The sequence below is a fragment of the Marinobacter sp. UBA3607 genome, from assembly GCF_002375525.1.
Classification (GTDB): Bacteria; Pseudomonadota; Gammaproteobacteria; order Pseudomonadales; family Oleiphilaceae; genus Marinobacter; species Marinobacter vinifirmus.
The window spans coordinates 235,430-259,521 of the sequence record NZ_DFLY01000010.1; the positions used below are offsets into that span (position 1 = coordinate 235,430).

Genomic DNA, 24,092 nt, shown 5'->3' on the forward strand with positions numbered 1-24,092 from the left:
GGAAACGCGTTATGCCAAGGCTGTTTTTCGGACTGGAGATACCCGAGGCCGTCAAGGCGAGCCTCCTGCAGATGAAAACACAGGTAGCCGGGGCTCGCTGGCAAAGCCGTGGACAACTGCACCTGACCCTGGCATTCCTCGGCCAGGTCGAAGAGCCGCAGGTGGCTCTGGCCTGCGACCTGGCAAGAGGCGTTACCCGTGCCCCCTTTGAACTCAATGTGCAGGGACTGGGTTGCTTCGGTTCCCCGGAGAGCCCGAAAATTCTCTGGGCTGGAGTATCGCCGGAAGACCAACTTCGGGAGTTCCAACAAAACCTCGCAAACCGACTCACCAACAACGGGTTTACGCTAAAAAACCCAAGCTTCAAACCTCACATAACAATCAGTCGATTCCGCCCACCGACCGGTTCGGTGGCGTCACTGCTTGAGAGCCACAGGAACACCTCATTCGGCACCATGCCGGTTAAGGACTTCGTTCTGTTCGAAAGCACACCCGGTGCAGGTGGCTCGGTGTATACGGTACTTGAGCGGTTTGTATTGCCGACCCATACCGATTGACGCATTACAGCTGTTCAAGATATTTGAGCCCGGAGAGCTGGTTCATCTGCTGCTGAATCCAGGCCACCCGTTCCTGCACATAGGCTGTGGGTGCCGTTACGCTCAACACCTTTGGATTGGGTAGCACGGCGGCCAAACGAGCAGCCTGGGTCTGGGATAATTGGCGGGCAGGTTTGCCGAAGTAGATCTGGCTGGCGGCCTCTACTCCGTAGATTCCGGGCCCGAATTCCGCAATATTCAGGTAAACCTCCAGCACCCGCTCCTTTGGCCACAGGCCATCAATCCCCAGTGCCAGCACGGCTTCAAGCGCCTTGCGAACAAAGCTGCGACCATTCCAGAGAAACAGGTTCTTGGCGGTTTGCTGGGTAATGGTGCTGGCGCCCCGCAAGCCCTCTCCGGCCTTGTACTCGGATACTGCCTTGCGGATGGCCTCGAAATCCACCCCCGCATGATAGGGGAAGCGCTGGTCTTCACTGGCTACCACGGCCAGCGGCATCCAGGGTGAAATCTCCGCCATGAGCACCCATTCCTGCCGAAGCGGCTCTGGCGCAGTGCCAAGTTGATAAGCCAGCATAAAGGCGGAGGTAGGCGGGTTCACAAACCGGAACAAAAGGATGGTCAGAAAAACCATGGCCACAACAGCCCCGAATGCCATGGCTAGAAGGCGCAGGGATTTACGAATGAAAGACCTTTTGGCCATAGCCGGAACCTGTCGTACTCGGTTGAACATGTTTCAAACAGACATTACATGTTAGCCGACACGACAGGCCTTGGCGGTTACGATATGGAAAGCCTTAACGCGCAGGAATAAACCGGCCGTAGCCCATTTCCCGGCCGAACTCCGGCACCAGTTGCTCGTCGTCCACCGCCAGTTTGCCGTTGATCAGCACAGTTTTCACAATGCCCGGGTTACGGTTAACCAGCCGCTGCAAGCCAAAGTTCTCCATCTCGCCCCAGTGCACCTGTTCCAGGTTCTGGTCAAACCCTGACGGGTCGAACACCACCACATCGGCCCTGTCCCCTTCCCGGATTTTGCCTGCGTCGATACCAAACCAGTCGGCCTGGTCGCCGGTCAGGCGATGTACCGCCTGCTCCATGGTCATGATCGGGGAACCTTCCTCGATGGATTCCTGCACCAGCTTCAGCATGCGCAGAGGCAGGTTGTAGAACGCCATATTGCGGATGTGCGCACCGGCGTCGCTGAACTCTTCAAAGAACACCACATCAATACCGTCTGCATACACAGTGAATGGCGTAGGTACTGGGCAGGCTTTTCGACCATTCCCGGTCGCCGTCCACCTTGTCCCATTTCAGGCACATGGTCGAAAGCCCGAGAAAGCCTTCATCCAGCGCTTCTTTCAGCAACCGCTCCATGGTTTGCATTTCTTCCTCGCTGGGCTGAACCGCCAAGTCCGTCGCCCGGCTCAGCCCCATCACCCCCACCCGCAAATCACTATGGCCCAGAAAGCTGACCACATTCGTGCCCAGAGGCACCTGCTTGATGTGCTCCACCCATTGTTTAGGGGTAGACCAGGTTTTATGGGCCTTCAGAATGGGTAGTACCCGCTCCCGGGGAACGGTTTCTACGCGGGTGAAGATGTCCGATGCGTCCTCGTAATCACTGCAGATCATGCTCAATGAGCAGCTGCCCACCAGCACGGTGGTCACGCCATGGCGAACAGATTCCGACAGGCTCGGGCTGACCAGCAATTCGGCATCGTAATGGGTATGGGTGTCCAGAAAACCGGGGGTTACCCACTTGCCGGTGGCATCAATTACGCGCTCGGCTTCGGCATGAGGAATAGGGGCAGCAGTAACCTTGGCGATATGGCCCCCTTTGATTGCCAGGTTACGAATGGCAGAAGGCGCTCCAGTGCCGTCGAAATAGCGGCCGCCTTCAATAATGAAATCGTACCGGTCCATAGTCACTTTCCTATTTTTTATGTTGTTATTGTCAGGGCATCGGACTGATAGCAACAGACCCGATTTCTACCTTGCTCCTTAGCCTTGTAAAGTGCTTTATCTGCTCGATCTACGGCGCATTCGACCGATTCCACCAGCGCATTCACTTCTGCAATTCCCAAACTTACGGTGACCTGAATCACCTCACCACCTTCAACGACGACGGTCTCGCCCGCAACTGCTTCACGTATCCTCTCAGCGCAACGTCGAGCTTCCGCGAGGTCGGCATCAGGTAGAAGAAGCACAAATTCCTCACCACCAAAACGCGCCACCAGATCACGGGACCGACTGTGCTTCTTAAAAATAGCCGAAATCTTCGTCAGCACCTGATCCCCTATACTGTGACCATGAGTATCGTTAACGGCTTTGAAGAAGTCGACATCGACAGCAATCACCGACAACGGCTCCCCAGTCGACTTTGCTTTCTCTAGCAGATACCCCGCTTCGGCCATGAAGTAGCGGCGATTATAGAGTCGCGTCAACGGGTCAGTAGCTGCCTGCTTCTTCAGTTCATCTTGCCTGGATCGAACATCCTCCAAAATCTTTATCCGGTACGAAATAATAAACGCCAGCGTGAGCGCCTCCAGCACAATGCCTATACCAACGCCATGACTGCTGATATAACCCGGTTCAATCAACCCCTTGTAGTAAAGCACCGCAAAGCCGTTGAAAACCACGAAGAACGTGTGGCCAACGAGAAAGAATTTCACCAACGGATGGCCTTTGCGAAACAGTGAAATACTGACCGAGAAAGTTACCACCATCATCAATGCTGCCAGACTGCTGGCGGGCTTCAACGCTGCCGAAATATCAAAAATCCCATAGGCAAAGGTAACAGCCAGCAACGCCAACATAACCTGCAGGAAACGGTGCTCCGTAGGGTAGTGCTGCCGGGTCTCGAATATGGCCATCATAAATAGCAGCAGAAAAACCGGCATGGTGATCAGCGACAGATTCAATATGAAGACTGAATCGCCGTATGCGGAGAAGGATTTGGCAATCAAGCCGTACGATAAGGCGATCCACACCAACCCCGAGATAAGGTACAGCGAATAGAGAATGTTCTCTTTCTTGCTGGTAGCGAAGTACAAAAGGCCGTTATAAAACACCAGAGCAATCATCATTCCGACCAACAGGGCAATATCCAGATGACCGCCTACCAGAGCCCGACGGGAATGCTCGTCATCGAATATCTCCAGAGAAAACCACTGGTGTGAATAGACATGACTACGAACATAGAGCACCGTGGTTTCTCCTGACGGCACTCGAAAAGGGTAAACAACGGTACCCTGATACATCAGGGGAGCATCGGAGGCATTGTTGAGGTCTATCGAGGCGCGGTCAATCAGTGTATGCGAGCGCTCTTCATAGATATCAATAGCACGCACATGATACGCCTTGGGGAGGTGCAGGAAGAGCTCACGCTCCTGCTCTGCGGCGTTGAATACCGCAACCCGGTACCAGGTTACCGTCGCCTTTGTTCCTAATGTGGTTGTACTGGTTGTTGGCTGGAAGGGTTGTTGGCGCACCGACGAAAAGTCCAGCGACCGGGAGTCATCCGTAAAGTACTCTACGGTGAAATCCGTCAAACGTACCTCGGCCTGGGCAATGTCCAACGTTGGCATTGCATGCACGACAATGCTCACCATCCATAGAACCAGGAAATACAAAGCAGCACGGAACGATACCATCGGTGGAGTCCTTATGCCCACGGAAAGCCGGAAGTGTAGCCGCCATACTCACAAAATGGAAAGTCGCTACCCATAATGCTGCTATCCATAAAGCGGCTGAATGTCTCGAGCCGCTTTAGCGTTGCCCTTTGCCGGGCTTGGGTGGGTAGTTTTGCCACGCCACCTCCAGAGACTACTTTCCGAATGATTGCCGGCTACTTGGTCATATGCCCGACATAGGCGGCGACAAAGGCGGTTTCCTGAAAGGCCTTCAAGCCGGTTTCAGCAAACGGAACGGGTAACGGGGTCGATGCCAGTGTGGATTTAATCAGGGAAGACGGCAGCAACCGGACTTCCGGCTCGTTTCCGGCCATCAGTTGAATCGTCGCCTCCAGCTTGAAGCTGATGGCCCCGCCGGCGAACTTGCCCTTGGGCATCCGCTCCTTGATCGCCACACACCCAACCTCGTGTTCAGCCATCAGGGCTGCGAAGTCAGCCTGAAACTGTTTCAGGTCTTCCCGGGTATGGTTCTTGCGCAGTGACAGCTTACGAACCTTGCACTCCGGCAGGCTGAATTGCCCGCGGTCGAGATTCAGCAAACACACCACCGCATCGCTGCCGGTCAGTTCAACGCCACATACAATCATTTTAGTTTCCTTAACCTGTCGCTGTTAAACCAGCCGGGCATTCATGCTGTTGAGGGCGAGCCGCCGGGCCTGGTCTTCCGTCATGCCCAGGCCGTCCCGCAGCGCGGTGAAGTTCTCCAGCACATAGCCACCGAAATACGCCGGGTCATCCGAGTTCACGGTCACATTCAAACCGCGTTCCAGCAGTTCAAGAATGTTGTGCTGCGCCATATCCGGAAACACGCACAACTTGATATTAGACAGCGGGCAAACCGTTAACGGAACCTGCTCGTCCGCCAGCCTGTCGAGCAAGGCGGGATCTTCGGCCGCACGAACGCCGTGGTCAATCCGGTTGACCTTGAGCAGGTCCAGAGCCTGCCAGATATACTCCGGCGGCCCTTCCTCGCCGGCATGGGCAACCGCCAGAAAGCCCTCGGCCCGGGCCTTGGCAAACACCCGCTCGAACTTGCTGGGCGGATGCCCCTTCTCGGAGCTGTCCAGCCCTACGGCAAAGAACTGATCCCGAAAAGGCATGGCCTGCTGCAAGGTCTGAAAGGCTTCCTCTTCCGACAGATGGCGAAGAAAGCTCAGAATCAGCCCGCCGGTTATTCCCAGCTGTGCACGGCCGTCACGCAGTGCGGTGCCGATGCCTGTGATGGCGGCTTCGAACGGAATACCACGTTCGGTATGGGTTTGGGGATCAAAGAAAGGCTCAACGTGCACCACGCCCTGGGCATGGCATTTCTGCAGATAGGCCCAGGTAAGGTCATAGAAATCCTGCTCCGTGCGCAGAACGTTCGCACCCTGATAATACAGGTCCAGGAATTCCTGAAGGTTGTTGAAAGAATAAGCCTGCCGCAGTGCCTCTACATCGGCCCACGGCAGTTCAATATTGTTGCGCCGGGCAAGTGCAAACATCAGTTCCGGTTCAAGGGCACCCTCAAGGTGCAGGTGCAGCTCTGCTTTCGGCAAGGCTGTGAGCCAGGCATCATCCATAGTGATCTCCGGAGATTCAGGGAGGTGATCAGAACGCCATGAGTTCTTGCAGGTCCCGCTTGAGCTCATCCGGGGAGGTAATCCACAGCTCGCCCTGCCCACCGGGGAAAACGCCCACGTCCAGGCCATCGCGACTCAGGCCGGTTACCCACTTCCGGAAGAAATCCGGCAAGGAAACCGCTTTGGGAGAGAGATCGCCGGAGTCTTTGGCGTAGTCAGCAGCAAATTCTGAACCGGGCCAGACCGGCAGGTAAGCAACGCCATCTTCGTCGGAAACAATTTTCAGAAACTGGTTATCAGCATTGACCAGAATCCAGATTTCCCGCTCTTCAACAACGGCATCCAGGAAGTAATCGTATCGCTCCTCGCCGTCCATCTCGAGAATCTGCGCCAAGGGGTTATCGCTCATGAAGGCTCCATAAAATAACGCCACCGCCTGAAACGGCGGTGCTAAAACCGAAGCCTATCATGAATTCTGCCGAGGCAGCTCTGCTTACCCGGGAGTTAACTCCCGATCACCACACTACCGCTGCCGATGGTTACACCACCGCAAGACACGGCGCTGCCGGTAACGGCTGCAGGGATGCCATTAATCAGCACAGTAGCAGAACCCGCCGCTACGGCGCGGGGATGAGGCGGATGCTTGGGCTTGGAGTGCGGTGCCAGGGGATCGCCCACACGGGCGACAGGCTTACCATCAACCAGAACATCGGGGGAACCGGCAATCACCGGGGTGGGCGGAAACCCTTCATGGTCTGTGCCCAGATCGCCCAACAAAACCACATTCTTACTCATTCCTTTGCTCCTTCAATCCGTGACGGAGAGTGCCCATAATTTTCTGACCTCACGGGTACCGTTGCAGTACCCATGAAGCAGCAATGCTAAACACAAATGCGGCAATAACCAAGCCTTAACCGGCCAGCGCAGCCCGCACCATCTTGCTTAACTGTCCCATATCCACCCGGCCGGTTACCTGGGGGCGCAACTCGTTCATTACATTGCCCATATCCTGCATACCCTTGGCACCAGTGGTGCTGATGGCCGCACGAATCAAACCTTCAAGCTCTTCTTCGCTGAGAGCAGCGGGCATGAACTCTTCAATAATGGCCATTTCTGCCCGTTCTTTGTCCGCCAGTTCACCACGACCCGCTTCCTCATACTGGCTGGCCGCATCACGGCGCTGCTTGAGCATTTTATCCAGCACTTTCAGAACGTCGTCGTCGCCAAGCTCACGGCGCTCATCAATCTCGATCTGCTTCACCGCCGCCTGGGCCATGCGCAGTGTAACAAGCCGGTCCTTCTCCTTGTTGCGCATGGCATCTTTTACAGCGTTGCCAAGCTGTTCTTTTAGAGATGATTCCGCCATGGTGAGCTCCTGTTCTGTCAGTTGTGGAAGGCGCACATAATATCAAAGAACCGGCGACATACCGCGTATCGAACACTTCCCGGCTGTTTTGATTGGTGGTATTGGTTTCAACCTTCATCCTGAGAAATGGAAGAGTGCCCGGTGCCCCCAGAAGTGCTGGCGACGGCTGGCCGACGACGTTTTAGCATGCTTGCTGCATTCGTGATATAGGCAGAAGCAGAAATCAGGATGCGGACAAAAACGGGGCTGTCTCGGTTTCCCGAACTTTTATTAAGTTGTAGTCGCCCCCATATTCGTTAGGATCATGCTATTTCCCACCCACCATCAGGACACCCTAATGAGCGCAATTCTCAAACAGTTTCTTCTTGTTTCAAGCATCTACCTGCTGGCCCCAGCCGCTAGCGCCTTCAGCCTGAACGATGCTCTCGCCACCGGCACACAAGCACTTTCGTCCACAACGGAAGTCACTGGCGAAGCCCAGCAGTTGGTGGGCCAGCTCCAGAATGACCTTGGTGTTACCAAGACCCAGGCCGTTGGCGGCACCGGAGCCCTGTTGCAGCTTGCACAGAATCAGCTGGGTACAGACGCCATGAGCAGTCTGACCAGCGAAGCTTCCGGCCTGTCCAGCCTGCTGGGCGGCGGTGGCGGGCTGGGTGAAAGCCTACTGTCCAACGTGACTTCTATGGACGGTGTTCAGACCGCATTCTCGGCCCTTGGCATGGACGCAGGCATGATCCAGCAGTTTGTGCCGATTGTGATGGGATTCCTGGGTAACCAGGGGGTGGGCTCGTCGTTGCTGGGACAGCTGCAAAGCTTATGGGCACCAGCGCCGTAAGCTGAGTTCTGCCGGGGGTGCTCTGAACACCCCCGGATATAAGTATTTTCCCGTTTTCGAAAACTTTCCTATCTAATGCCCATTAATTAGCGTACTGTCTCCCTTGTTGGAAAGATTTAGCAAAGCATTTCACGAATCAGACCTTTTGTGTTGCAAAACCTCTTGTCCTGTTTTTGATCCTAAAAGGTTTTGGCTTTATTACTCGTGAAGGCGGTGCAGACGTATTCGTTCACTACAGCTCTATTCAGGGTGGCGGATTCAAGACTCTGGCCGAAGGCCAGGAAGTTGAATTCACAGTGACCGACGGCCAGAAAGGCCCGCAGGCAGAAAACGTTATTGGTCTGTAATTAACAGATAATGTACGTAATGAAAAAAGGCAGCCTCGGCTGCCTTTTTTATTGATCCTGCCCGGAAAACAGTAACATTACGGCTTGCTCGGGTTATTGCCGGATCATCAATTGCTCTTCAGGTTAATCTGCTTCGGGCCAGCAGTGGTCAGCTGCCCACTCTTACCTTTTCCAACATGTTCAACACGCCCACCAGACTTCAAAAAGGCCGCTGTCTGCGCCTCAATCTCGGCGGAAGTCAAAGTCGATTTTACGGCTTTCTTGCTCATTATATTATCCACGTTAAGTCTTGGCATATTCGCCGGGTTCGCTAGCGCAGTATAACCGAAACAGGAAATAATTGTTGGGAAAGTGAACAACTGGAATTCCTACTATCTGGAATTCAACCAAAAATCCGGGCACAGTTGCCGGTTCTCGTTTAATTATTTGATAACCAAGTATACATGGGTGGTGATCGTCTAATCGTGGCGATACGTACCGCCGTGAACCACTAACCGATATGGCCGCTCCAATGCAGCACGGATCTCACCAATGGAAAACACCCGAATAAACTCCGCAAACCGCTGGCCTTCAAACCACAGCTGAACCACTGGCAAGGAGAAGATACCTCGTGCTGCACAAAGTGCGCCGGCGGTTTCCTGACAATCGATGTAGGCCGTTACCAATTTCGGAAATTCCCGAGAGGCAAGTGCCTCCAGTTGCGGCTTGATGGCCTGGCACACACCACAATGAGCACCGCCAAACAAGAGCAATACGGCAGGGTTAGACTCCAGCAGATCGGATAGCGCCTCTTCGGTCTCAATATCTCTCATAGCTACCCCCGGATATCCGTTAGCGGTGTAAGTCCAAGAGCCCGCCGGCCCCTCCTAACACCCATGATTTAACGAAGTTTTACTTTGTTTGCCACCCCATTCATAGCAAGCTCACCAATGCTCGGTTACTATCTCCCACCTGCCTGAACGTCCGTTCATTGGTAGTAAATACGAAATAAAAATCAAATAAATAAGAAGGAACCTGCTGTGCTACACGCAAGGATTTGGGCGGTACTGGCCGCGCTGTTCTACCTTTCCGGCTGCGCTTCCGGCGCAAAAATGGGCAACATGGTCTATGACGGACCAAACAAAGCCTACGATACAGTCCTCGAAAGCAATGTTCATGTAACCAACGTCTCTGGCGGTCAAAAAACAAATCCTGCCTGGACCTCAGAGATCGATAACGATGCCTTTGCTGGCGCACTCCAGCAAAGTCTGAGAAACCAGGGGCTGCTGGCGGGTGACGGCCGCTATCAACTCGAAGCTCTCCTGCTAGAGGTGGATCAACCCGTGTTTGGGCTGAACTTTGAAGTAACCACCCACGTGAAATACATCCTCACGGACCGGGAGAGCAATGGCTCGGTCATCATGAACGAAACAATCGTTGCGCCTTTTACAGCCACTGTTGGCGATGCCTTTGCCGCCATAAAGCGCCTGAGACTGGCTAACGAGGGCTCCGGAAAAGCCAACATCAACGGCCTGCTTGAGAAACTCTCCGAACTCCGGATTAAGCCCGGTGATATCTCGCTCAGACAATAGTCTTTTGCGGCGACTGCCCAAATACAAGGAAGCATTATGAATTATCGTCAGTTAATCCTACTGGCCGCTATCACGATCCTGTCTACCGGTTGCGCCTCAGTGGTCTCCGGAACCGATCAGAAACTCACGTTCAACAGCGAGCCTGAAGAAGCCACCGTGACGGTTTCTGGCCGCGTACTCGGTAAAACGCCTCTTACCGTTCCTGTTGACCGAGCCTCCAACCAATCCATTAGCTTTGAGAAGGAAGGCTACAAGACCCACATCGCTCAGCTATCTACCACAACTAACCCGTGGTTCTTTGGCAACATCGTGCTTGGGGGGCTGGTAGGCTCCACCACCGATGGCGTTTCCGGAGCCATTCACGAGTATTCCCCGGACCAGTACTTCGTCACACTGAATCCTGACACCCTAACGGGAATTTCGACCTCCAAGCCGCGACGGATAAAGGAAATCTTTATCGCGTTCAGCGGTGAGCTTCGCCATGAGCTTGCAATTGGCGGTGGAGAAAAAGTCGACACTGTTCTGAAGTTGCTGGGTACTGAAACCTCGAACAAAGACACAACTATCCGAGCCCTGAATCAGCTTGCGCTGGCAAACGAGAATGACCTCGAGTTGGCCAACACCATCATCGAGATCTACGACGTTCAATAAGAGTCGATGAAATCATCAACTTCAGTTCTTCCGGGCTAAGTGAGGAAGAACTGAAGGCGATCATAGGTGATGAGCCACCACCATGGCCGATTTCTCCAACGATACAAAAAATAGATCTGTTTCATTTTCTCGTATGGCGCTTGACCCACGCATCAAACAGGCTTCGAGCCCACCTGTACTATAACCCTCAGCTGCACCCCCAAAGGCTCGGCGTAAGCGCAGAGATCTTTCATCAGCTGACCCCAAACTTCCAGGTCAGTCTCATCCACTTCGGATTTGTCATCAATCGAAAATAGCCAAAGCACAGGGCCTTCCAGTTGATCGACCTGATCAAGCAGCAGGTCATAGGCCGCATCCCAGTTATTGCCGAAATAGTCCGGAAAATTAAAGAACTCTCTGAGCCTGCTCAGCACTGTCTTCTTATTCAGCTTGCCGTCCTTATCCAGCGGAATAGCCCGTGGATCCAGTTGATCACTGTGCTGCCAGGTGATGACAGAGGACTTATCATCCTGCTTACTCATCTCTATGCCCCTGGATACGGGTGAACGTACTGTAGTGGTCTTCCGTGTAGTAGAACACTTCCGGTGGATTCCCACCCGTTACCACTCGGCGCGGCCCCCGATGCGATAGCCCCGGCGTATCCACCGTGTATTCCCGGTAGTACCCTTTAGGCTTGGACGGCAAGAGTCGTTCACGGTTTTCAAAGGTGATGCCATCACGCGTGTAAGGATAAGGCCCATTCTGCCGAATCCGCTCAAGCGTGTTATAAAGCTCCTGCTCCTGCGCGGAAAGACCGGATTCGCTGGATTGCTCCGGGGCTCCCGGAAAGAAATCAAAGTTGCCGCCCTGCAGCTGGAACAGGCCGAAGACTACAAACGCCAGGGCAATCAGAATCTTTTTCATGGACTTGCTCTTTTTGAAAACGGATTCGGGCTTACATGCCGCGATTTATAACAATGTAGATAGTACCAATGAAAAATAGCAGATCGGCACCCGGAAAGGAGGCATAACTCGATGGCCACTAACCTGCCCTACTCCCAGGCTTGTGAGAACAACAAAGCCCCCATCCTCGAGAAACTCAGCGAGACCTTTAATGCGCCGGGGAAAGTACTGGAGGTGGGCACAGGCACCGGACAGCACGCGGTGCATTTCGCGACGGCGATGCCTCACCTGCAGTGGCAACCGACCGATCATCCGGACGCTGTGGACAGTTGTCGCGCCCGCCTTGAGCAAGCAGGGTTGCCCAACATCCTGCCGGTGATTGAACTGGACGTAGGTGCGGCTCCCTGGCCCGTCGCAACCTTCACCTGGGCGTTTTCCGCAAACACCGCCCACATCATGGCGTGGACTGAAGTCGGACAGATGTTTCGCGGTATTGGCGAGCGCCTGCCCGAGGGCGGCGCCTTTTGCCTGTATGGGCCTTTTAACAATCAGGGCCGGTATACCAGTGAAAGCAACCGACAGTTTGATCAATACCTGAAAGCCCGCGCGCCCCACATGGGCATCCGGGACCTGGAAGATCTGAGGGCCCTTGCGGAATCGGTGGGTCTCACTCTGGCGGAGAACCATGCCATGCCGGCAAACAACCAATTGCTGGTGTTCAGGCGACTATCTTGAGTGTCAGTTACGTTCCTTCAAGGCCCCGTAAATGCTGCGAACAGCGGGATCCTCTGGCGCGCCAGATTCAATTACATCTTCCAGAAGTTCCAGAACCCGCTTTTCATCATTACTTCGGAAACTCGGCCAGAACACATAGGGAACAACATCCGGATTCCGGATATAGAAAAGTGCGGCTTCTTCCGGCTTGGCGGTATCGCCCCGAAGGCCTACGGTAAACCGCTGCCCCTCGCTGTCCACAAGAATAACGACCAGCGACTTTTCGGACTCCACTTGCCGAACTTCACCAACGGTGACCGGAGCCTCAAGGCCAGGTACGGAAGTGATGTAATACTGAACACCGACAAACCCCAGAAGGACAACTAACAGCACCGACAGGGCGATTGATTTCATCATGGACACAGCCTGAAAAGGTCGACTTGGATCTCTGAGAGATTTAAACGCAGGCCAGTATAACCGTCTCACGCCTCATTCGCTTTCCGATACTGCCCCTGATAATCAAACACCCGCTCCTGTACCTGCCAGTAGTGCTTGTGCTTGCGGGCAATCACGAAATCAGGCGATGGTAACAAGACCTGACTCTCAAACACTTCATCCATACTGCCGAACGTTTTCGGAGCCTGGCCATTGGCAACCCTTCTGCCAAAAAGTTTGTTGAACACGGTAAGCTGGGCCGGCTTTGTGAAGTCGAACGACTCCTTCAACTCTTCCCCATCTTCGCCATGGTAAGTCAGCCGCAGCCTGGAACCTTCAGCACTTAATGAAATCCCGGCGCAACGAATCACCATGGCATCCTTGAGTCTCAGGGCATCCCGTAGCTGATCATCCGGGTCGATAATGGCCTGCTGGCAGTGCCCACAGTTACGGGCGGCAATATCATTCTCACCGCCGCAATGGGGGCACTCCTTGAAGCGGAAACGGTAATCGCACTGCTGGGCGCGCGCTCCATCCCCGTCCGCAGGCTCCAGCAACCCCTGACAACGGCGGCCGTAATGCTCGATCACCCGGCCATCACTGCCGGTTTTGCCCCAGAAGATATTGGCAAAGCCACAGCCGGGGCAGAACACCTGCACTGGCTCACTGTCGGGATTGGGTTTTGGCTCCCCCACTTCCGGATGATGCAGGTTTACATGATTACCGGCGTAATCAATTACCAGGCAATCCTGCTTGCCTTCGTCCAGGCGAAGACCGCGACCCACCATCTGCTGGTACAGGCTGACCGACTGGGTTGGCCGAAGAATGGCGATCAAATCCACATGGGGTGCATCAAAGCCGGTGGTGAGCACAGACACATTCACGAGGTACTTCAACTGCCGCTGTTTGAAGTGCTGTATCAGCAAATCACGATCATTCAGATCGGTGCCACCGGTCACCAGGGCGGTTTCATGCTCCGGCAGATAGCCGGTAATCTCCCTCGCATGCTCCACCGTCGCCGCAAAGATCATCACGCCCTTGCGCTCAGCGGCCATTTCCACCACCTGCTCAATGATGGCGCGGGTCACCCGCTTGTGCTTGCTCAGCAGCTGGTTGACGTCCTTCTCGGCGTACTCACCAAAACGGTCCTGCGTGAGCGCGGAGAAATCGTATTGCGCCACCGCCGCGTTCACCAGCTCGGGCTTTGTCAGATAGCCCCTATTAATCATGTAGCTTAACGGCAGCTCGTAAATGCAATGCTGGAAGGGCTTGGCCTGATCTTCACCAGAGCCACGAACAAAGCCCCGGTAGTGATAACGATAAATCCAGCCCATGGCCAGGCGATAGGGCGTGGCGGTAAGCCCCAGCACTTTCAGGGAGTCGTTCTGCTGCCGCAGCAGCTCGATGATGCGTTGATACTGGCTGGTTTCCTCACCGCTGACCCGATGGCACTCATCGATAATGACCAGCGAATATTCATCCCGGAACTGCTCCAGGTTCGCCGCGACCGACTGCACACTGGCGAAGGTCACCTGATGCCGGTTTTCCTTGCGCTTCAGCCCGGCCGAGAAAATGCCGCCCGTTAAGCCATAACTCTCATACTTGGCATGGTTCTGCTCCACCAGCTCCTTTACGTGGGTCAGAACCAGAATCTTGCGTCGGGCAAGGCGCGCCAGTTCGGCGATAACCAGGCTTTTACCGGCACCGGTGGGCAGCACGATGACCGCAGACTCATCCGATTTGCGGAAGTGGTCAAGCGTGGCGTCGACGGCTTCCTGTTGGTAGGGGCGGAGTTTGAAAGGCAACGTCATGGTCGAGCATCAGATCGGTTGGAGATGGGCAAGGCGAACATAGTAACAAAAACGATGGCCGTCACCCGCGCACGGGCATCGCCGCCCAGAATACTGTATAAATATACAGAATTTATGTTAAGCTGCCCACTTATCAACGGTCTTACCAACCATCATTACCCCGGAGGCGGTGGCATACCATGGGCGTAAAAGCACTTTATTATTCCGAGAGGGACGGACTGGACATGGCACTGAAAAACCCGGACAAAATGCTGTTTTCGTCCAAAGCTGAAGCCGATGCCCGGGACAAAATCCTCGAACTTTCCGAAGAGGTCGCCGCCTTCCTGCAACGCAAGGTCAGCGGGTTGTCAGAGGAACTGGCCGAACAATGCGCACTGGCCATTGCGGAAGAAAAAGAACTGTTCAGCCGGGCACTGAAAAAGCCGGAACTATTGAACGAAGCCGCCGCAGCCGAGTAAAACCCGACCCGGCGTTTCCGTGACCATCAGCCTTAGTTAATGATGATGCCCGCCCGGGCCATGAACGTGGCCATGGGCAATCTCGTCAGCATCCGCTGCACGTACCTCGATAATCTCGATATCAAAGGTGAGGGTTTTGCCGGCCATCGGGTGGTTGGTATCCACATCCGCGAACTTGAGCCCGACCTTGGCAACCACCACATGGCGACGGCCATGCTCTGTTTGCACCTGGGCGACCATGCCCGGTTTCCAGCGCTTGGCACCAATCAGATGCTTGACCGGTACGCGCTGAATGGCGTCTGGCCTGCGAGCGCCATAGGCCTTGTCCGGTGACACCGTTACACTGAAGGTATCGCCTGCCTCGCGGCCTTCCAGGGCCTCTTCCAGCCCCCGGATAATACCGCCGTGGCCATGCAGGTAGGCGTTCGGCTCTCCGCCACGGGAATTTTCAACTTCATTGCCCTGTTCATCTCTCACAATGTAGTGAAACAGGACCACTTGATTCTTTTCGATTGGCATAGCGTTCTCTGTAATGATTAAAGGCACTCATTAAAATGACCTGAACTCAGGCCCGGCTTTCAACACCCGGCTCGAATCGCTCCTGCAGCCAGGCCTTGATGTCATCAGATTCGTAAAGCCACTGCTCACTGCCATCCTCCTGACGAATCTTCAGGCAAGGCACTTTGACCTGACCACCGCCAGCCTCCAGCGCGGCACGATGCTGCGGGTCGTGCTGGGCATCGCGGGTTTCAATGTTCAGCCCCAGCCGGGCGATTTCTTTACGCACCTTGATGCAGAATGGGCAAGCTTTGAACTGGTAAAGGGCAAGGCTTTTGCTGGCCTCGTCAACGCTGGCTTGCTGTTCAGCACTGCGAGTTACACCCTTGGGTGTGCTGAGCTTTTCGCTGAGCAGCATGAACGGCGTCAGGACAAGACGCAGGGCGCGGAAAAAATAACGAATAATGATTCTCATGGGTAACACTCAAATTCCGGATTAAAGGTAACCTACCGGGTGCCGGCACTTTGGCTTGATTTGCGAACTATAAATTCGGGGGAGAGGATACCATTTCCCCGGTTGACCCGGTAATGCCCACTGAAAGGAGTTCCCAATGAAGCTAATGATCCTTGGCGCCGTCGGCAGCCAGCATGTTTGTTCTGAATTCGTCGCTCGGAGCAAACGAGAAAAGCCGGAGTTTTTATCTACAAACCAAGGGCGAGGTGGAATCAGCCGTGGCCCGGATGGGCTTTGAGCGCGTGGTACTGGCAAGGCCGTCGCTGATCGACGCTGAACGAGAAGAAAGCCGGCCCGCCGAAAAACTGGGGTTGATGGCCAGCCGCCTGCTGGCACCCGTTATCCCGAAGCGCTATCGCCCGGTCAGAGCCGACACCATCGCTGCCGCGCTTTTGCGCGAAGTCACGGGGGAGCCTGGCGTGAGTTACCTGGATAACTCTGCCATGACTTTGATGTCAAAAGATCATCCATGATCACTGGCCCGCACATCACAAAAGCCCATTTGAGCAGAACGAAAGTTTCCTAGGACGACTGTCGCTCTGGCGCTGTCGGGGCTTGTGGCGCCAACTCGTATTTTTCCTCGGAACGGGAGATTACAGAGGTGCAGACCAGATCCCCGGTAACATTCATGGCAGTTGCGCCCATCCCCACCAGAGCATCGATGGACACCAGCAGCGCCACGGTTTCAATGGGCAGCCCCACCTGGGCAAACACCGTGGCAATCATCACAATCCCCGCACCCGGCACGCCTGCTGTGCCGATGGACGCCAAGGTGCCGATCAGAACAATCTCCAGCATAGTGATGACATCCAGGGGCACCCCGATGACATTGGCGGCGAACGCCGCCGAAATCGCAATCCGAATACCGGCGCCATCCATGTTGATGGTGGCGCCCAGCGGCAAGCTGACCCCGTAGATACTCTGGGGCACACCCAAACGCCGCGCTGCGTTAAGGGTCAGAGGCAGTGTGCCGGCGCTGCTCTGAGTGGCAAAGGCCGTTGCAACCGCCGCCCGGGCCTCCCGAACAAAGTCCCTCAGATTCACCCCATTCAGGCGCATAAGCAATGCATACACCACCAGCATCACCGCCAGGGCGATGTACAGCACCATCACCATGTCCCCAAGCGCCAAAATGGTGGCCATGCCCTGGGCACCGGCGGTACTGGCAACAATCGCAAACACACCAATCGGCACATACTGGAGCACCCCGGCCATTACCTTCATAGTGACTTCATTCAGGCCGGACACCACACCGTAAACGCGCTCTGCCACTTCACTATGGGCCTCTGATTCCCGCAGCTTCAGCAGGGCAACACCAAACACCACCGCAGTGAAAATAATCCCCAGCAGATTCGGCTCGGCAAAGGCCCCCACAATGTTGGTGGGAACAATATTCAGCAATACCTGAACAAACCCCGGGTTCTCCGGCACATCGACACTGGCCGAGGATGAGAGCTCCAGCCCGCTACCCGGAGCAAAGACCGAAGCCACCACCAACCCCACGGTAATGGCCAGCGCCGACGTCAGCACATAGAAGCCAAGCAGCTTTCGACCCACACGCCCCATACTGCCAAGGTTGGCCTGATTGATCCCCACCATGAGCGTGAATAAAACAATCGGCACAATCAGGAACTTCAGCAACCGCAGAAGAAGATCCCCCAACGGATTCAACCATTCAGCCACCCCGGGACCGCCCACCAGCCCGACAACCAGGCCCAGAACAAGCGCAACACCAATGCGCAGCACCAGCGAAGTATTCAGATAAGCATTAAGTACAGCTTTCATAGCGGCTTCCTTACAACCTTGCCGGATCGTGGGCAGGCAATCTATCACGTTAAGGACCGGGATTCTGGTCAGTACCGGCTTATGCGTAAACCGGCATTGCCACTTACTTTACACACAAAAGCTGTGGATAACTTTGTTGGAAACCTAGGGTTAACCACCCCTAAGCCTTATGCAGCAGGCGTTCGCGGAAATTGGTTCAAAAATGGGCTATGCGGGGATGCTATATGGATATGAAGGATTTGTCTCAGCAGCGACTTGCTCACAAACTTAAACGGAGAAATCAGTGCCAACTGTCTTGAAAAACACCGCACCCGCGATAACCGCACATGCCACGCCACCTACTCCAGCGGTCGTAACTCCGAACGCTACGCACGTGTAGTTGCCCCCGCTAAACCGGACACCACTCATCGTTGAGGAAGTCAACAATGCCGACAGATGCTCCTCACAAGAGCAAACCGACAATTAACAACACTGCAAAGCAACCATACAAAAGTAATGGAGGCACTACCGCCCACAAGGTCATTCGCAAAGGTAATTGTGTGGATACATCACCAATTTTCGCCGCTGACCGATTAAGCCGGCTCGAGGGTACTGATCGAAGAACAAGAAACGTAAATACATAGCCGCTTCTCATTAATCGGCCTAGAGGGTCATTACCCCAGATTTTCCGGTGTTCCAGTGCAGACGTTCCGGGGCGCGAAATTCTTTCTTCGATTTTCGACACTCGAGAGAAGGCCAAGGTGAGCATGATGCATAGTGAAACCAATCCCAAACCGAGCGCTCCAACCCCGATGAATGCAGCTGTTATCTGGAGGGTGTCATTCATCTATCGTTACCTCGTAAATTACTTCACCAACATCTTCACCGATGCCTCCAACTACTGCCCCGCCGGCGAAACCACCAACACCCGCCATTATGATTCCGCATGCGATACCACCTGGGCCTGCTGTCGCAAGCCCTATGGCCCCACAAACTAATGGTCCAGCAAATGCACCCGCGCTGCCACCAATGGCAGAACCAGATAGTCGACCACCTTCGACGTACTTAACGCGCCTGCATTCAGACGCTTGCCCTGCTGTGCACGCCGCATGAATTTTCATTCCCGAAGCAGCAACATCGAGCCCAATCGAGAGATAGCCAACACCCTTTGCATACTTGGCGCCCGCCGCAACCCGCTCAAAATTGGTGGCGTACCCGGGTATGTCACCCACCCCAGCCTTATTCCAGTGGTTAACAATACTTTTCGACGACAACCCCAGCGCTCGTTTCAGCTTGGCATCGTCGTCCAGCGACATTCCCCGGCGGGCTATGCTTCCCAACGCAAAATCCAGTTCCTTTAAAAGCGCCCGCCGTTTCTCGATCCAGCTCGACCCTGAAATAAAACGCGAATGTATCTGGGTGGGTGATGTCTGCCGCCCAAGCAGTTGTCTGATTGATCGCATCGGGCCGGTTGTCAAAGTACGTTCAGGGCGGAAATGGGAGGTCTACGACACCCGGCTAAACACCTATGAGAGCATTCTGAGCGAGATCAGTGATCCTGTGGCTGTGCCTGAAGTCCATGCCGTCCGGCAGGCCATCAGGCAGTGGCGCTTTTACGATCAGTTCCGCACCGATCAACACTCCAGCATCCGGACCCCGCAAATCGGGACCCGTACCCCGGTGCTGGACCACAATGGCCATAACCTGGTTGCAGCCCTGCGTACCATTCACGAAATCGGCGACCGGGAGGGCCTGCACAGTGCTATTGAAGATGCCTTTCCCGGAGCGAGGCTCGGGTTCAGCACAGACGCAGGCAACCGTTTCGTCCTGGAATTTGAGCAGGCCGGCCTGCTCCGCCCCCTGAATCAGGCCGAGCTTTCTGATGGCACCCTTCGCTACCTGCTGTTGGTTGCCGCGCTGCTCACACCCCGCCCACCATCACTACTGGTGCTGAACGAACCCGAAACAAGCCTGCATCCCGACTTGCTTCCGGCCCTCGGCCGACTGATCATTCGCGCCTCGCGGGAAACCCAGGTGTGGGTTGTTTCCCATGCCCCTCGACTGGTAGCCGCTCTGGAAGCAGACGACGATTGCCATTCCATCGCACTGAACAAAGAGCTGGGTGAAACCCGCATTCTTGGCCAGGGGCTTCTGGACGCGCCCCCCTGGAACTGGATGGATTGACTATTCAGCAGTCACCAGGCTCCGGACATCACGTCCTGCAGGTTACACATCAATTCCTCCAGCGGTGATATCCACAACGCGCCCTCTACGCCCGGAAACACACAAGCGTCTCAGCAGTTACCCTTTTTCGCCTGGCCTGGTGGGCAGAAATGGCCGCGAGACTTCCGGTAATACCCGCGATCATCGTCATACCGGCGGCGATCATAATCATAATCGCGATCGTGGTCCCGTTGGTCCCGGGTGGTCACGGCCGTTCCCGCTGCCGCACCGACAGCCCCGCCAAGAATCGCTCCGTCTCTGCCACCCACCTCGTTGCCGATGGCGGCCCCCAGTGCGCCGCCAATACCTCCACCCAGCGCGGCGTCGGCGGTATCACCCGCAACGGCACCCAACGAGGTGGCACTCAGAGACAGAAAAACGAGCAGTGACTTCATATTCATGATGTAAATCCCATGGTTCAGGTGGTCTGACTTGTCCTGTATCGCCGGTGGGAGAGCCTGTTCTCAGCGCCCCACCAGGCACCTGTCAGTTTTGAACCATTCGAGAATAACAGAATCACACGAGACACCACCTCTTACATTTTATTTATACTTCAACAGGTTACGAAGCCTTAACAACTGGCTTCCGGGTTCGGATGTAGGGTCAACCGCTAGACTGGGCAGACCGGAGGCGGCATTCTATTGTGCTCCGGCACCCAAAGACGCCCGGACCAACCACAACAGAGTGAAGAACTCACTCAACCCTCTGAACCGAATCAATGGAGCCTCGTAAGACCCATGAAAATTGCCGTATTTTGTGGTTCAAGCATCGGTGAAAACCCGGAATTCGCCCAGGCAACCCGTGCTCTGGGGCACTACCTGGCAACGAACGGAGTGGATCTGGTGTACGGCGGTGGCAACGTCGGCCTGATGGGCGTGGTCGCAGACGCCTTTCTGGAAAAGGGCGCTCAAGTGTACGGCGTGATTCCCGAGTACCTGAAAGATCGGGAGCTGGCCCATCAGGGCCTCACCGAGCTGAAAATTGTTGCTGATATGCACGAACGAAAAGCCGCCATGGCCCGAATGACCGATGCCTTTGTGGCCCTGCCCGGCGGCGTCGGCACCCTGGAAGAAATCTTCGAAGCCTGGACCTGGGCTCAACTCGGCTATCACGCAAAACCCTGCGCCTTTTACAACGTCAATGGTTTCTACGATAAATTGTTCGAGATGATCTCGAACATGACCGATTCCGGCTTCCTGAAACCGCACCATGCCGAGATGATTATCCACACGGATAACGAAGCGCAACTGCTCTCGGCCATCCAGTCCTACCAAGCGCCCAAACTGAAGTGGAGCTGAACCGGCGGGCCGAACCAAACCCCGGAAGACCGGTACGACCGTCGGCCTGATTCCTGACCCGCTTTATCACGAACTTTACTCACAAAACCTGTGGATAACTGTGTTGGAAACCTCGGATTAAGCGCCCGGAAGCCCCGCAGCAAAAGGGCTCGGGAAAATTGATGCTAAAACGGGCAATCTCGTTACCATCCACCTGCCATAGCGTTCTCCGATCATCAATTCAATTGATTCAGCCTAGGACACAAGAGGGTAAGCCGCCCTCACCTGCCCCATCGCAATCCTGGCATCTTCCGGTTTCAAACCCTGCTTTCGCAACTGCGGCATCACCATCGCGCCCACAGCCTTACACCGAGATTGATCAATGCCGTACTTTTGGAACACATCGGCAATGGCCTGCGGTTGGGCATCCGGATTGGTTTTTAGCAACTTGCCAATGTCGATGGCACAGGCCTGCTCTTCAGGGGCGGTGTTCTGTTTACTACGCCAGATCAGGACAGCCACGATGGCAGCGAAAACACCGATGATCAGAAACTTCATACTACGACACCTTTGTCCCGGTTTTTCCTAGCGAATACCCTGCGATTGCAGCCACTGACTGATCTGGGCCTGATTCATGGCGCCACTCTGGCGCGCCATCTCCCGGCCGTTCTGGAACAGAATCAGGGTCGGTATGCTGCGAATCGCAAACTGACCGGCCGGCCCGGGGGCTTGTTCCGTATTCAGCTTCGCAAAGCGCACTTTCCCGCGCCAGGCCTTCGCGGCCTGCTCGAACTGGGGCGCCATCATTTTGCACGGGCCACACCAGCTGGCCCAGAAGTCCACCAGCACGGGCAGATCGCTGCGCCCGGTATGGGTAGCAAAGTTCTGCTCCGTTAGCTCCAGAACCTGATCCGGCCAAAGCGGTTGTTTGCAGGCGCCACAATTGCCGCCGGAGGACAACTTGTCGGCCGGTGCGCGATTCACTTTGTGGCAATGGGGACATACCAGGTGTCTAACGTCAGTCATGATGAACAGGCCTCTGATTGGCTGATGGTAGAAATAATCAGGGCAGGAGAAGAGAAATCAAGCGGCACGAAAAATCGCATCTCACGAACACGCATTAACCGCTTTCCGCTACTATCAAAGTAAGTCGGTGTCAGAGGCTCAAGCGCCATGGGACTGTCGATAAAACAGTCGGAATTTACAGCCCCGGCGCCAGGCGGTCTCAATGTGTTTCGGTTTTCCGAAGTTTTTTTATGGGAATGCGCCCCAACCTATTAGGTTGCAACTCAAATAAACCATCAGAGGGAATCTTGATGACACAGATTATCGAACAGTTTCTCGAAGTTTCGAGCACTTATCTGCTATCACCCTGCGACAGTGACTGCTGCCACAAATCCGCTGCCTGATCTGGTTGCCCCTGAAACCACAGGGTAATGCCAGGCAACGGCCAGAGTGCTGCCCCCCTCGCTTAAAAAAGCTTACCCCCTTGTGTAACGAGTGGGTTCTCCGTAAAAAGGCATAGGAATCACAGCGGCCAATCCTCAAGCAAGGCCATCATCCATCCCAGGAGTGTTAACCGTGATTGTTCGCGAGCGCCCCGGCCCACTCCGGCTGTTACTGGCCTGGAAAGGGTCTGTTGTCCCCCACATTCTGCCGCACATTCTGCTTACGGGAATGTTTGCAGCCGCCGTTACCTGGGTTTCGCGCCACCACTACCTCGACGGCATGGTCGACTACACACTTCTGCCGTTCACGATCATGGGCATCGCCCTGTCCATCTTTTTAAGCGTGCGCAACACCGCCACCTACGACCGCTGGTGGGAATCCAGAAAACACTGGGGGCATATGGTGTACGAATTTCGCAGCCTGGCGCGGACTGGCACCATTTACCTGAGCCCGGAGCGACGCCGGGAGCTTCTGACCCGATGCCTCGCTCACGCTCACCTGCTGCGCGGCCAGTTGCGTGGAGAAGATGTACGGTCTGATCTGCCCGGGTCACTGGCACCCGAACTCATTGACCAGGCCCTGAGCACCCGCAACCCCGCCGCCTTTATGCTGCACCGGGCCGGAGACGTACTCGCCGAAGCCCACAAGGCGGGCGATCTGGATTCTGTAGCAACCGCAGCCGTAGACCAGCACCTTCATGGCCTCGCGGGCATTCAGGCGGCCTCGGAACGCATTGCCCTCACCCCGTTGCCCTTTGCCTACACCCTGCTGGCTCACCGCACCGCGTATGTGTTCTGCTACCTGCTCCCGTTCGGGCTGGTAGGCGTCGCAGGCTGGTTTACGCCGGTGTTCACCGCCATCGTGGCCTACACGTTTTTCGGGCTGGATCGCCTGTCTGAACAGCTTGAGTTTCCCTTTGGCCGACACACCAACGACCTGCCGCTGGATGCCATCTGCCGCATTCATGAAATCAGTGTTGCCGAAGTCCTGGGCGACCCGGCACCCGAACCGCTGCAGCCGGTCAAATACCAGTTGCAGTAAGGGCCCGGCGGTTACAACGGCATGCGCCCGGTTCTCTCCAGCCGTTCGCTCACCCATTTGTGATACAGCTTTGCCAGCGCTGGCCGAATTACCGGCAAGCCAATCAGCCAGGCAAGCGGTTTCAGCAGCCAGACCCGCGACATCAACAGAATATAGGCATCCAGTTCCCGGTGGATGTTGCCCTGGCCATCTTCCACATGGAGCTCCTGAAGCGCGGCTTTCGGGTCTATACCACGTTCCTCCAACTCCTCATCACGGCCTGTGATATCCACCCACTCCACCGATTCGCCGGTCCTGCCCGCGAGTCGTTCATAAAGCCTGCGATCCTTGACACAGCTTGGGCAGGCGCCATCGTAGAACACACGAAGCTGATCGCTTGGTGCCGTCATCGCTATCCCCTCCTGTTTGCATCGCATTCATCTGACTGCGTATTCCAGACCAAGGT

Annotated in this window: 33 protein-coding genes and 1 pseudogene; 11 read left to right on the top strand and 23 right to left on the bottom strand. The window is 55.2% G+C overall.

The window, feature by feature from the left end:
• Window positions 1–11: 11 nt before the first annotated feature.
• Window positions 12–557, top strand: a complete 546-nt coding sequence (gene thpR, locus B2589_RS03630) for an RNA 2',3'-cyclic phosphodiesterase (RefSeq protein WP_094623802.1) — start codon at window positions 12–14, stop codon at window positions 555–557.
• A 4-nt stretch (window positions 558–561) separates the two neighbouring features.
• On the opposite strand, the gene mtgA is transcribed toward thpR, so the two are convergent.
• From mtgA to B2589_RS03670, 9 genes are all read right to left on the bottom strand, one after another.
• A complete protein-coding gene (gene mtgA / locus B2589_RS03635; RefSeq protein ID WP_094623801.1) occupies window positions 562–1,257 on the bottom strand; it encodes a monofunctional biosynthetic peptidoglycan transglycosylase in 696 nt (231 codons plus the stop codon).
• A 94-nt stretch (window positions 1,258–1,351) separates the two neighbouring features.
• Window positions 1,352–1,801, bottom strand: a complete 450-nt coding sequence (locus tag B2589_RS14345; RefSeq protein ID WP_414673923.1) for an amidohydrolase family protein — start codon at window positions 1,799–1,801, stop codon at window positions 1,352–1,354.
• Window positions 1,782–2,480 (bottom strand): amidohydrolase family protein, encoded by a 699-nt coding sequence (locus B2589_RS14350; protein ID WP_228285711.1) that lies wholly within the window; start codon window positions 2,478–2,480, stop codon window positions 1,782–1,784. The genes B2589_RS14345 and B2589_RS14350 overlap by 20 nt, the downstream gene beginning before the upstream one ends.
• Window positions 2,481–2,497: 17 nt before the next feature.
• The gene (locus tag B2589_RS03645) at window positions 2,498–4,168 is read right to left on the bottom strand and encodes a sensor domain-containing diguanylate cyclase (RefSeq protein ID WP_286815638.1); all 1,671 of its coding nucleotides are present in this window, start codon (window positions 4,166–4,168) and stop codon (window positions 2,498–2,500) included.
• Window positions 4,169–4,404: 236 nt separating this feature from the next.
• The gene (locus B2589_RS03650) at window positions 4,405–4,836 is read right to left on the bottom strand and encodes a DUF3010 family protein (protein ID WP_094623799.1); all 432 of its coding nucleotides are present in this window, start codon (window positions 4,834–4,836) and stop codon (window positions 4,405–4,407) included.
• Window positions 4,837–4,860: 24 nt separating this feature from the next.
• Window positions 4,861–5,811, bottom strand: coding sequence for an adenosine deaminase (locus tag B2589_RS03655; protein ID WP_286815639.1), 951 nt, complete (start codon window positions 5,809–5,811; stop codon window positions 4,861–4,863).
• Between the two features lie 28 nt (window positions 5,812–5,839).
• The gene (locus B2589_RS03660) at window positions 5,840–6,220 is read right to left on the bottom strand and encodes a DUF2750 domain-containing protein (RefSeq protein ID WP_232901669.1); all 381 of its coding nucleotides are present in this window, start codon (window positions 6,218–6,220) and stop codon (window positions 5,840–5,842) included.
• 95 nt (window positions 6,221–6,315) lie between these two features.
• On the bottom strand, window positions 6,316–6,606 hold the full coding sequence (locus tag B2589_RS03665; protein WP_022987917.1) for a type VI secretion system PAAR protein: 291 nt from the start codon (window positions 6,604–6,606) through the stop codon (window positions 6,316–6,318).
• 115 nt (window positions 6,607–6,721) lie between these two features.
• Complete coding sequence (locus B2589_RS03670) at window positions 6,722–7,177, bottom strand: GatB/YqeY domain-containing protein (protein ID WP_286815640.1); 456 nt, start codon at window positions 7,175–7,177, stop codon at window positions 6,722–6,724.
• A gap of 337 nt (window positions 7,178–7,514) precedes the next feature.
• Between B2589_RS03670 and B2589_RS03675 the strand changes: the two genes are divergently transcribed.
• Both B2589_RS03675 and B2589_RS03680 read left to right on the top strand, forming a co-directional pair.
• Entirely contained in the window at window positions 7,515–8,012 is a 498-nt protein-coding gene (locus B2589_RS03675) for a DUF2780 domain-containing protein (protein WP_022987914.1), read from the top strand.
• A gap of 173 nt (window positions 8,013–8,185) precedes the next feature.
• Entirely contained in the window at window positions 8,186–8,359 is a 174-nt protein-coding gene (locus B2589_RS03680) for a cold shock domain-containing protein (protein WP_422655512.1), read from the top strand.
• Window positions 8,360–8,466: 107 nt separating this feature from the next.
• On the opposite strand, the gene B2589_RS03685 is transcribed toward B2589_RS03680, so the two are convergent.
• Both B2589_RS03685 and B2589_RS03690 read right to left on the bottom strand, forming a co-directional pair.
• A complete protein-coding gene (locus tag B2589_RS03685; protein WP_022987912.1) occupies window positions 8,467–8,628 on the bottom strand; it encodes a hypothetical protein in 162 nt (53 codons plus the stop codon).
• 189 nt (window positions 8,629–8,817) lie between these two features.
• On the bottom strand, window positions 8,818–9,171 hold the full coding sequence (locus B2589_RS03690; RefSeq protein ID WP_286815641.1) for a thioredoxin family protein: 354 nt from the start codon (window positions 9,169–9,171) through the stop codon (window positions 8,818–8,820).
• A 207-nt stretch (window positions 9,172–9,378) separates the two neighbouring features.
• Between B2589_RS03690 and B2589_RS03695 the strand changes: the two genes are divergently transcribed.
• Together B2589_RS03695 and B2589_RS03700 are read left to right on the top strand one after the other, a co-directional pair.
• A complete protein-coding gene (locus tag B2589_RS03695) occupies window positions 9,379–9,930 on the top strand; it encodes a hypothetical protein (protein ID WP_286815642.1) in 552 nt (183 codons plus the stop codon).
• A 36-nt stretch (window positions 9,931–9,966) separates the two neighbouring features.
• Window positions 9,967–10,581, top strand: coding sequence for a PEGA domain-containing protein (locus B2589_RS03700; protein WP_286815643.1), 615 nt, complete (start codon window positions 9,967–9,969; stop codon window positions 10,579–10,581).
• A 152-nt stretch (window positions 10,582–10,733) separates the two neighbouring features.
• On the opposite strand, the gene B2589_RS03705 is transcribed toward B2589_RS03700, so the two are convergent.
• Together B2589_RS03705 and B2589_RS03710 are read right to left on the bottom strand one after the other, a co-directional pair.
• Window positions 10,734–11,102 (bottom strand): barstar family protein, encoded by a 369-nt coding sequence (locus tag B2589_RS03705; RefSeq protein ID WP_286815644.1) that lies wholly within the window; start codon window positions 11,100–11,102, stop codon window positions 10,734–10,736.
• Window positions 11,095–11,484 (bottom strand): ribonuclease domain-containing protein, encoded by a 390-nt coding sequence (locus B2589_RS03710; RefSeq protein ID WP_286815645.1) that lies wholly within the window; start codon window positions 11,482–11,484, stop codon window positions 11,095–11,097. The genes B2589_RS03705 and B2589_RS03710 overlap by 8 nt, the downstream gene beginning before the upstream one ends.
• Window positions 11,485–11,595: 111 nt before the next feature.
• On the opposite strand from B2589_RS03710, the gene B2589_RS03715 reads away from it, so the two are divergent.
• Complete coding sequence (locus tag B2589_RS03715) at window positions 11,596–12,198, top strand: DUF938 domain-containing protein (RefSeq protein WP_286815646.1); 603 nt, start codon at window positions 11,596–11,598, stop codon at window positions 12,196–12,198.
• A 3-nt stretch (window positions 12,199–12,201) separates the two neighbouring features.
• Here B2589_RS03715 and B2589_RS03720 read toward each other — a convergent pair whose 3' ends face one another.
• On the bottom strand, window positions 12,202–12,594 hold the full coding sequence (locus B2589_RS03720; RefSeq protein WP_286815647.1) for a hypothetical protein: 393 nt from the start codon (window positions 12,592–12,594) through the stop codon (window positions 12,202–12,204).
• 65 nt (window positions 12,595–12,659) lie between these two features.
• Window positions 12,660–14,423, bottom strand: a complete 1,764-nt coding sequence (locus B2589_RS03725; protein WP_286815648.1) for a DEAD/DEAH box helicase — start codon at window positions 14,421–14,423, stop codon at window positions 12,660–12,662.
• A gap of 179 nt (window positions 14,424–14,602) precedes the next feature.
• On the opposite strand from B2589_RS03725, the gene B2589_RS03730 reads away from it, so the two are divergent.
• Window positions 14,603–14,881 (top strand): YebG family protein, encoded by a 279-nt coding sequence (locus B2589_RS03730; protein ID WP_094623790.1) that lies wholly within the window; start codon window positions 14,603–14,605, stop codon window positions 14,879–14,881.
• A 36-nt stretch (window positions 14,882–14,917) separates the two neighbouring features.
• Here the strand turns inward: B2589_RS03730 and B2589_RS03735 are convergent, their stop codons facing one another.
• On the bottom strand, window positions 14,918–15,400 hold the full coding sequence (locus tag B2589_RS03735) for an FKBP-type peptidyl-prolyl cis-trans isomerase (protein WP_286815649.1): 483 nt from the start codon (window positions 15,398–15,400) through the stop codon (window positions 14,918–14,920).
• A 46-nt stretch (window positions 15,401–15,446) separates the two neighbouring features.
• Window positions 15,447–15,854: a glutaredoxin family protein gene (locus B2589_RS03740; RefSeq protein WP_286815650.1), complete on the bottom strand. Its 408-nt coding sequence runs from the start codon at window positions 15,852–15,854 to the stop codon at window positions 15,447–15,449.
• A gap of 173 nt (window positions 15,855–16,027) precedes the next feature.
• Between B2589_RS03740 and B2589_RS03745 the strand changes: the two genes are divergently transcribed.
• Complete coding sequence (locus tag B2589_RS03745) at window positions 16,028–16,366, top strand: hypothetical protein (protein WP_199456706.1); 339 nt, start codon at window positions 16,028–16,030, stop codon at window positions 16,364–16,366.
• 49 nt (window positions 16,367–16,415) lie between these two features.
• On the opposite strand, the gene B2589_RS03750 is transcribed toward B2589_RS03745, so the two are convergent.
• Both B2589_RS03750 and B2589_RS03755 read right to left on the bottom strand, forming a co-directional pair.
• Window positions 16,416–17,678: a dicarboxylate/amino acid:cation symporter gene (locus B2589_RS03750; RefSeq protein ID WP_286815651.1), complete on the bottom strand. Its 1,263-nt coding sequence runs from the start codon at window positions 17,676–17,678 to the stop codon at window positions 16,416–16,418.
• An 818-nt stretch (window positions 17,679–18,496) separates the two neighbouring features.
• Window positions 18,497–18,973 carry a hypothetical protein gene (locus tag B2589_RS03755; RefSeq protein ID WP_286815652.1) on the bottom strand — a complete coding sequence of 159 codons (477 nt, stop codon included), beginning with the start codon at window positions 18,971–18,973 and terminating at the stop codon, window positions 18,497–18,499.
• Between the two features lie 61 nt (window positions 18,974–19,034).
• On the opposite strand from B2589_RS03755, the pseudogene B2589_RS03760 reads away from it, so the two are divergent.
• A pseudogene (locus B2589_RS03760) lies at window positions 19,035–19,841 on the top strand (AAA family ATPase); the annotation flags it as partial.
• Window positions 19,842–19,951: 110 nt separating this feature from the next.
• Here the strand turns inward: B2589_RS03760 and B2589_RS03765 are convergent.
• A complete protein-coding gene (locus B2589_RS03765) occupies window positions 19,952–20,281 on the bottom strand; it encodes a hypothetical protein (RefSeq protein ID WP_199456703.1) in 330 nt (109 codons plus the stop codon).
• A gap of 336 nt (window positions 20,282–20,617) precedes the next feature.
• Here B2589_RS03765 and B2589_RS03770 point away from each other — a divergent pair, with 336 nt between their 5' ends.
• On the top strand, window positions 20,618–21,178 hold the full coding sequence (locus B2589_RS03770) for a TIGR00730 family Rossman fold protein (protein WP_199456702.1): 561 nt from the start codon (window positions 20,618–20,620) through the stop codon (window positions 21,176–21,178).
• Between the two features lie 234 nt (window positions 21,179–21,412).
• Here B2589_RS03770 and B2589_RS03775 read toward each other — a convergent pair whose 3' ends face one another.
• A complete protein-coding gene (locus tag B2589_RS03775; RefSeq protein ID WP_023011220.1) occupies window positions 21,413–21,715 on the bottom strand; it encodes a hypothetical protein in 303 nt (100 codons plus the stop codon).
• Between the two features lie 27 nt (window positions 21,716–21,742).
• Entirely contained in the window at window positions 21,743–22,183 is a 441-nt protein-coding gene (gene trxC, locus B2589_RS03780; protein WP_286815653.1) for a thioredoxin TrxC, read from the bottom strand.
• Window positions 22,184–22,738: 555 nt separating this feature from the next.
• Here trxC and B2589_RS03785 point away from each other — a divergent pair.
• The gene (locus B2589_RS03785; RefSeq protein ID WP_286815654.1) at window positions 22,739–23,647 is read left to right on the top strand and encodes a bestrophin family protein; all 909 of its coding nucleotides are present in this window, start codon (window positions 22,739–22,741) and stop codon (window positions 23,645–23,647) included.
• A gap of 11 nt (window positions 23,648–23,658) precedes the next feature.
• Here B2589_RS03785 and B2589_RS03790 read toward each other — a convergent pair whose 3' ends face one another.
• Window positions 23,659–24,036: a thiol-disulfide oxidoreductase DCC family protein gene (locus B2589_RS03790; RefSeq protein WP_286815655.1), complete on the bottom strand. Its 378-nt coding sequence runs from the start codon at window positions 24,034–24,036 to the stop codon at window positions 23,659–23,661.
• Window positions 24,037–24,092: the final 56 nt, after the last annotated feature.

Coding starts and splice junctions, on each gene's coding strand:
- thpR (WP_094623802.1), top strand. CDS start 12: ATGCCAAGGCTGTTTTTCGGACTGGAGATACCCGAGGCCGTCAAGGCG.
- mtgA (WP_094623801.1), bottom strand. CDS start 1,257: ATGGCCAAAAGGTCTTTCATTCGTAAATCCCTGCGCCTTCTAGCCATG.
- B2589_RS14350 (WP_228285711.1), bottom strand. CDS start 2,480: ATGGACCGGTACGATTTCATTATTGAAGGCGGCCGCTATTTCGACGGC.
- B2589_RS03645 (WP_286815638.1), bottom strand. CDS start 4,168: ATGGTGAGCATTGTCGTGCATGCAATGCCAACGTTGGACATTGCCCAG.
- B2589_RS03650 (WP_094623799.1), bottom strand. CDS start 4,836: ATGATTGTATGTGGCGTTGAACTGACCGGCAGCGATGCGGTGGTGTGT.
- B2589_RS03655 (WP_286815639.1), bottom strand. CDS start 5,811: ATGGATGATGCCTGGCTCACAGCCTTGCCGAAAGCAGAGCTGCACCTG.
- B2589_RS03660 (WP_232901669.1), bottom strand. CDS start 6,220: ATGAGCGATAACCCCTTGGCGCAGATTCTCGAGATGGACGGCGAGGAG.
- B2589_RS03665 (WP_022987917.1), bottom strand. CDS start 6,606: ATGAGTAAGAATGTGGTTTTGTTGGGCGATCTGGGCACAGACCATGAA.
- B2589_RS03670 (WP_286815640.1), bottom strand. CDS start 7,177: ATGGCGGAATCATCTCTAAAAGAACAGCTTGGCAACGCTGTAAAAGAT.
- B2589_RS03675 (WP_022987914.1), top strand. CDS start 7,515: ATGAGCGCAATTCTCAAACAGTTTCTTCTTGTTTCAAGCATCTACCTG.
- B2589_RS03685 (WP_022987912.1), bottom strand. CDS start 8,628: ATGAGCAAGAAAGCCGTAAAATCGACTTTGACTTCCGCCGAGATTGAG.
- B2589_RS03690 (WP_286815641.1), bottom strand. CDS start 9,171: ATGAGAGATATTGAGACCGAAGAGGCGCTATCCGATCTGCTGGAGTCT.
- B2589_RS03700 (WP_286815643.1), top strand. CDS start 9,967: ATGAATTATCGTCAGTTAATCCTACTGGCCGCTATCACGATCCTGTCT.
- B2589_RS03705 (WP_286815644.1), bottom strand. CDS start 11,102: ATGAGTAAGCAGGATGATAAGTCCTCTGTCATCACCTGGCAGCACAGT.
- B2589_RS03710 (WP_286815645.1), bottom strand. CDS start 11,484: ATGAAAAAGATTCTGATTGCCCTGGCGTTTGTAGTCTTCGGCCTGTTC.
- B2589_RS03715 (WP_286815646.1), top strand. CDS start 11,596: ATGGCCACTAACCTGCCCTACTCCCAGGCTTGTGAGAACAACAAAGCC.
- B2589_RS03720 (WP_286815647.1), bottom strand. CDS start 12,594: ATGATGAAATCAATCGCCCTGTCGGTGCTGTTAGTTGTCCTTCTGGGG.
- B2589_RS03725 (WP_286815648.1), bottom strand. CDS start 14,423: ATGACGTTGCCTTTCAAACTCCGCCCCTACCAACAGGAAGCCGTCGAC.
- B2589_RS03730 (WP_094623790.1), top strand. CDS start 14,603: ATGGGCGTAAAAGCACTTTATTATTCCGAGAGGGACGGACTGGACATG.
- B2589_RS03735 (WP_286815649.1), bottom strand. CDS start 15,400: ATGCCAATCGAAAAGAATCAAGTGGTCCTGTTTCACTACATTGTGAGA.
- B2589_RS03740 (WP_286815650.1), bottom strand. CDS start 15,854: ATGAGAATCATTATTCGTTATTTTTTCCGCGCCCTGCGTCTTGTCCTG.
- B2589_RS03745 (WP_199456706.1), top strand. CDS start 16,028: ATGTTTGTTCTGAATTCGTCGCTCGGAGCAAACGAGAAAAGCCGGAGT.
- B2589_RS03750 (WP_286815651.1), bottom strand. CDS start 17,678: ATGAAAGCTGTACTTAATGCTTATCTGAATACTTCGCTGGTGCTGCGC.
- B2589_RS03755 (WP_286815652.1), bottom strand. CDS start 18,973: ATGTCGCTGGACGACGATGCCAAGCTGAAACGAGCGCTGGGGTTGTCG.
- B2589_RS03765 (WP_199456703.1), bottom strand. CDS start 20,281: ATGAATATGAAGTCACTGCTCGTTTTTCTGTCTCTGAGTGCCACCTCG.
- B2589_RS03770 (WP_199456702.1), top strand. CDS start 20,618: ATGAAAATTGCCGTATTTTGTGGTTCAAGCATCGGTGAAAACCCGGAA.
- B2589_RS03775 (WP_023011220.1), bottom strand. CDS start 21,715: ATGAAGTTTCTGATCATCGGTGTTTTCGCTGCCATCGTGGCTGTCCTG.
- trxC (WP_286815653.1), bottom strand. CDS start 22,183: ATGACTGACGTTAGACACCTGGTATGTCCCCATTGCCACAAAGTGAAT.
- B2589_RS03790 (WP_286815655.1), bottom strand. CDS start 24,036: ATGACGGCACCAAGCGATCAGCTTCGTGTGTTCTACGATGGCGCCTGC.